General features: G+C 51.9%; 6 protein-coding genes and 1 pseudogene. 2 read left to right on the top strand and 5 right to left on the bottom strand.

What is annotated here, in order from left to right; all coding sequences use genetic code 11:
* A pseudogene (locus tag WBA89_RS22200) lies at window positions 1-180 on the bottom strand (DMT family transporter); the annotation flags it as partial.
* A 295-nt stretch (window positions 181-475) separates the two neighbouring features.
* Complete coding sequence (locus tag WBA89_RS22195; RefSeq protein ID WP_424409504.1) at window positions 476-976, bottom strand: acyl-CoA thioesterase; 501 nt, start codon at window positions 974-976, stop codon at window positions 476-478.
* Between the two features lie 144 nt (window positions 977-1120).
* Here WBA89_RS22195 and WBA89_RS22190 point away from each other — a divergent pair, with 144 nt between their 5' ends.
* The gene (locus tag WBA89_RS22190; RefSeq protein WP_424409503.1) at window positions 1121-1975 is read left to right on the top strand and encodes a universal stress protein; all 855 of its coding nucleotides are present in this window, start codon (window positions 1121-1123) and stop codon (window positions 1973-1975) included.
* Window positions 1976-2354: 379 nt separating this feature from the next.
* Here the strand turns inward: WBA89_RS22190 and psbM are convergent, their stop codons facing one another.
* Together psbM and WBA89_RS22180 are read right to left on the bottom strand one after the other, a co-directional pair.
* Window positions 2355-2468 (bottom strand): photosystem II reaction center protein PsbM, encoded by a 114-nt coding sequence (gene psbM, locus WBA89_RS22185; RefSeq protein ID WP_193970859.1) that lies wholly within the window; start codon window positions 2466-2468, stop codon window positions 2355-2357.
* 193 nt (window positions 2469-2661) lie between these two features.
* Complete coding sequence (locus WBA89_RS22180; protein ID WP_194065444.1) at window positions 2662-2958, bottom strand: 2Fe-2S iron-sulfur cluster-binding protein; 297 nt, start codon at window positions 2956-2958, stop codon at window positions 2662-2664.
* 74 nt (window positions 2959-3032) lie between these two features.
* Between WBA89_RS22180 and WBA89_RS22175 the strand changes: the two genes are divergently transcribed.
* Window positions 3033-3218: a hypothetical protein gene (locus tag WBA89_RS22175; RefSeq protein ID WP_424409502.1), complete on the top strand. Its 186-nt coding sequence runs from the start codon at window positions 3033-3035 to the stop codon at window positions 3216-3218.
* Between the two features lie 283 nt (window positions 3219-3501).
* On the opposite strand, the gene WBA89_RS22170 is transcribed toward WBA89_RS22175, so the two are convergent.
* A partial coding sequence (locus tag WBA89_RS22170) for a TolC family protein (protein WP_424409501.1) occupies window positions 3502-5207 on the bottom strand: 1706 nt, incomplete at its 5' end.

The following is a 5207-nucleotide window of genomic DNA, read 5'->3' as shown; positions in this document are numbered from 1 at the left end:
CGATACGACCGCCCAAATTTTATTTTTACCCTCTGCTAATTCACCGTTGTTTAAATTGTCCTGGTTTCCCGAAACAATAGTTTTATCTTCAATTATTAACGCAGACATTAACTCATTATCGTCCAATACATTGCGCTGCTTTTCACTATTTACATCGGGAAATTCCAGGTTTTTTGACATAGTTTAGAGTTGCTACGAATGCTGAAAATATAAATTAGAAGAATGCCAAAATCCTGTCAGTAATTACGCACTGCTGACTCGATAAACCGGGTTTTCGGTCGAGAGCGAAGGCTACAACGAAGTTTTGTACAAAAAACCCGGTTTCTGGCGACCCGTACAGGACTATAGCGGTTCTCAAGCTTGGTGAGGTATGCCGGCTCCTTCCACTCCTGGCTGTGCCCTATGCCCGCGGAGGCCGCGAGAGTACCTCATGTTACGCTCGAAAGGCTGTATACGTTTGACAATCAACAGCAGCTCAGGCTGAAGGTCTAGCAGAAAGCCTTGTCAAAGCCTCCTTCAGCGCCGGCGGCAACTGGCGGACAATCTTGCCTTTTTCCCGATCGACACCAACCAAAGTTACCTGCGCCGTCACGTATAATTCCTGCGTATCGGGCGATCGAATTTCGTAATCCCAAAGCAGCCGCACACCCTCGCTCGCAGCCATCCGCGTTCTGATCGCCACCAATTGACCCATTTGTACGGAGCGGTGGTAGCGCACCGAAAGCTCCACCACGGGCAATTCCAAACCCTGCGCCACCCACTCTGCATACTCAATGCCGAGAGAGCGCAAACTTTCCACCCGCGCTTCCTCCATCCAAGCCAAATAAGTCCCGTGCCAAACCATACCTGAGTAGTCAGTATGGTGAGGGTAGACTCGCACCAAATATTCAAACCAGCCCTCAGAGTCGATTCCGGGCCGATGTTGAATAGCATTAGCCGGTGCGAGTTCTGGTTGAGTTCGATCGTTCTTTAACACGTTACAAATTGTTCCAAAACGCTACATTTCTACAAATCATAAAGCAAACTTCAGGCTTATGCTTAACATTAAGCGACTAGAGTACCAACGCCCTAGTGAGAGAGTCACACAAGAAAACTCAACTGTTTTTTACTGCCAAAAACCATGATAGAAAAAATTTTAGTAGCCGTCGCCGGTCGGGGCTTGTGCGAAGAGATGTTCAATATGTTGATGGACATCCCTGCCATGCAGCAAGTCTCTGTCACCGTCTTGCACGTCGTGCCGCCCCAAGTAACATCCGACGGCATGGCCGACAAGTTGGAAGAAGGAGGAAAGATTTTAGCACAAGCAGTCCAATCTTTAAAAATAGATCCCAACAAAGTCAACCCCCGCCTGAAACAGGGAGACCCAAAAACCACAGTTTGCCAAGTCGCAGAAGAAGAAAAATCGGACTTAGTGATTATGGGTTCCCGGGGACTGGGGCGGCTGCAGTCGATTCTGGAAAACTCAGTCAGCCAGTACGTTTTCCAGCTAACATCCAGACCGATGCTATTAGTCAAAGACGACATCTACGTCAAAAAAATCCGGCGAGTCATGGTGGCGCTAGACCCATCTGAATCCGCCAAACAATCCTTAGAACTAGCCCTATCTTTTGTCAAAGAAGTTAACGGCGGACAAATAATTCTAGTGCACGTCACCAAAGATTTGACTGGAAAATCCACCGAAGATGTAACAGCAAATGCTGAAAAAGACCCGGTATTAGCTCCTGCAGTAGCACTCGCGAAACAACTGGGAGTTAGCTACCGCTGCGTGAGTGCCACAGGTAAGCCCGGAGAAGAAATTTGTCGGATTGCAGACGACGTGAATGCCGATTTATTAGTAATCGGTTCCCCGGATCGGCGGCCCAATGTTGCTAAAAACTTTTTGGATCTCGATCGACTTTTAGGAAATTCCCTCTCAGACTACGTGCGAGTCTACGCCAACTGTCCCGTCTTGCTAGCCCGCACAGTCGTCGGCTAAACTCTCGCCGCCAGCAGTAGGGTGCGGAGTGTAGATTTGAGATTTATAGCTGACGCACCCTACTTCTTTTCTTCTCAATTCTTGAAGTTATATCAAATCCGGTAGCATCGGAATGATTCAGATATATATTCTCGGACTCTGTGTACTCTGTGTACTCTGCGGTTAAATCATTCCGATGCAGCCGGAAACGATATTATCTGCATCCAGGAGTGTCGGGGAGCCTTGCACCTGCCGTTACTCGACGATCGCTCGAAGATTTATTCAGCAAGCCCTAGTTAGCCACAAAAACTCAACACGCCACCAAAAAAGCGCCGCAGCAAGAGCTGTTGGCGCTTTTTTTGCAACTAGCAAAGCCAGACAAAAATAGCAGCAATTGCTATTATTCTTTTCCACCTTGACGGCTAGCTGTTTGAATGTACAGAATGATGAGAAAAACGCTGGGAACCAATACAAAAAGAATGGTTGCCACAAACCCTAAATCGTTAACTTCCATAAAGACCCCCGCCTCTGTCAAAAAATAGGAAAACACACACAACTAGCATAGCACTCAAAGGCAAAAGGAACACTTAGAGCCTCGGAGCCTCCCAGAGTCCCAGAGTCGGAGCCTCCCACAGCCACAGTTCTTGTCTTTTACTGCTTCACGCTTGACGGCGGCCATTTCTCTTCTTCGCTCTGGGTTTTGCCAGCTACGGCTTAGTCTTCACGCTCACCGGGCCGTTGACGGTAGTTTGACAAGCCAACCGATAGTTTTCGGGCTTTTTCTTGAGCTTGCGGTTCTCAAAGTCTGTGCGGGGCGACAGATTTTCACTTCCCTCGACAATTTCCACAATGCAGGTACCGCATTGACCGTAGCCCCCGCAATTCATCATCTTTCCCGAAAAGGTGTACAAATCGATGCGGTTTTCTAGAGCTTTCAGCCGCAAATTGGCTCCGTCTGCTGCGATGACTTCCTGATTTTCCTTGACAAACTTGATATTGGCCATTGCCGATCCTTAACGCAGTTGATATGGAACTCTATTACAAAATATTAACTAATGTGTCGGACGTTTAATAGCCCTTGTCTAATTACCTTGGCGATTCGAGGTGCGCCCGATCGCCATTATCTTCGGGAATCGCCCCACCCAAAGCAATTAGACAACCAGGTCAAACGCAGTCACAGATTGCTGTGAAGTGCGATCGCGCTCCGATCGCCCCCGTTGGAAGGCCCGGCGGTTTCATTCTCAGGAAAATCAGAGTTTTGTAGGGGTAGTGCCCCCGTGCCTACCCCCACCAACTCAGGAAAATCAGAGTTTTGTAGGGGTAGTGCCCCCGTGCCTACCCCCCACCAACGATTGAATGCACGTTTGGGCCCCAGGGCCGGCACGGGGGCACGGCCCCTACCAAGAATGAAACCGCCCCGGTTGGAGGGGGGAACCGGAAACGGCTGTTTCGTCCCTCCAACGATTCCGGGGATGCCGGGGGAGTTCTGACGAGATCGGGGTGTGGACTTCACCTGCAGTTGAATTTTTTTGGGTGGGAAACTGGCATCAAGGAGCATCCGAGAGGTTATTAGTAGGAAGATTGCTCACAGCCCGCTGGAGAGACGAAAGCCCCTGGTTGTAGGTGATAATTGCCGACAATCGGTTTCTCTCAGCCCTAGTCAAATCAGTTTCCGCCTGAATCACATCAGTCTGAGTGCCGACGCCAGCTTGAAACCGCAGTCTGGCCAAACGCAGAGCTTCTCTCGCCTGCAAAACCCCCGCCTCAGAAGTTTCGATATTCTCAAAACTCGACTCCAAGCCAAAATACGCTTGTTCAACTTCCCGGCGCACTTGGTTGCGGAGTTGGTCGAATCGACTTTCGGCGATCGTCATATCAGCCTCACGCTGTTTTGCCCTGGCCTTCGCCGCGCCCCCGTCGAAGATACTCCAAGTCAGAGTCGCCCGCACCGAGTACCCGTCCGCCCAGCCGCGACTAGCAAACGGGTTCGGGTCGTCAGGGTCTTGCCCCAGCACGTTGTAGGCAGCCCCGACGCTCAGTTGAGGCAAACGCCCCGCCAAAATCGATCGCCTCTGCTGCTTGCTGATATCCCTCTGCACCAACTGCTGTTCCAATTCGGGGCGGTTCTTAACAGCCTGGACAATACTCTCTTCCAAAGACAGCCGCCAAGAGCCCGCTTGTTCGATCGGGTCAGCCGCCGTCAAGTTAGCCGACTGGCTGATATTCAAAATCTCGGCCAGACGGCGCTGAGCCACCCGCTGGTCGCGGCGGGCCACTGAAAGTTGCTGCTGTTCGTTAGCCAAATTTGCCTGAGCCTGCAACACCGCAAACCGGGTTCCCACCCCCGCCCGTTCCAAAGCTTCAGCATCCCGCAAACTTTGCTGGGCATTTCTCACCGAAGCTTGGCGGATAGCAACTTGTCCGTCGGAGTTTTGCAAGTTGTAGTAAACCTCAGCAGTGTCGAAGCGGAGTTGCTCGGCTTGGCGCTCCAAGTCCAATTCCCGAAGCCGCAACTGTTCCTCAGCCGCGCGGATGTTAGCGTTCCGCCTGCCGAACAAATCGACATCGTAGCTCAACTGCAAAGTGTTGTTGAGAGTGTTGCTGCCTAAATTTTGCCCGACACTGGTGCTGGGCTGCCCGCTTTGCCTGGCCTGAGAGTCAACGCGGCGCTGTGCGGCCCGGACTCCGAGTTCTCCGCCGGCACTGACAGAACGGCTGGCGTCCATTTGAAAATTCAGTTCGGGATAAAGAGCCGCTTGCTGTTCCCGCACGGCCGATCGGTTTTGTTCCACTTGCTTCTGGGCGATTTGCAAAGTTTGGCTGTTGCGGCGGGCCAGATCGATCGCCTGCTGCAAGGTAATTGACTCGGTTTGCTCGATCCTGACATCCTCTGGCTTTGTCGGAAACTGCAGCGGATTCGGGTTGGGCTCCAGGGAAGCCGGAGGATTGGTCTCTAAAATGCCCTTCGGGGTGACTGGGGGGAAACTTTCGATGGGAGTGCCGCGGGGAGTTGGTGCTGGCAAATTCGGCACCGGAACATTGTTGGGGCCGCTCGGAATTGGCTGCTGAGAGACTGTATTTGCGGGCGTTCCAGACTGCGCCTTCTGTGCAGGCGCATTGGAAGGGGAAGCCGGAGCAGCCTGTTGGGGCTTTGATGCTTGCTCGGGCTTGGTTGGCTCAGTTGCTGCGATATTTGCTTCCCCTTGCCGATCCGCCTCGGAGGTTGGGGGGTTGAGGGCGATCGATTCTTCGG

The sequence above is a fragment of the Microcoleus sp. genome (genome assembly GCF_049646505.1).
Lineage (GTDB): Bacteria > Cyanobacteriota > Cyanobacteriia > Cyanobacteriales > Microcoleaceae > Microcoleus.
The sequence above is the reverse complement of the archived record's forward strand: the minus strand, read 5'-3'. Positions and strand labels throughout refer to the sequence as shown.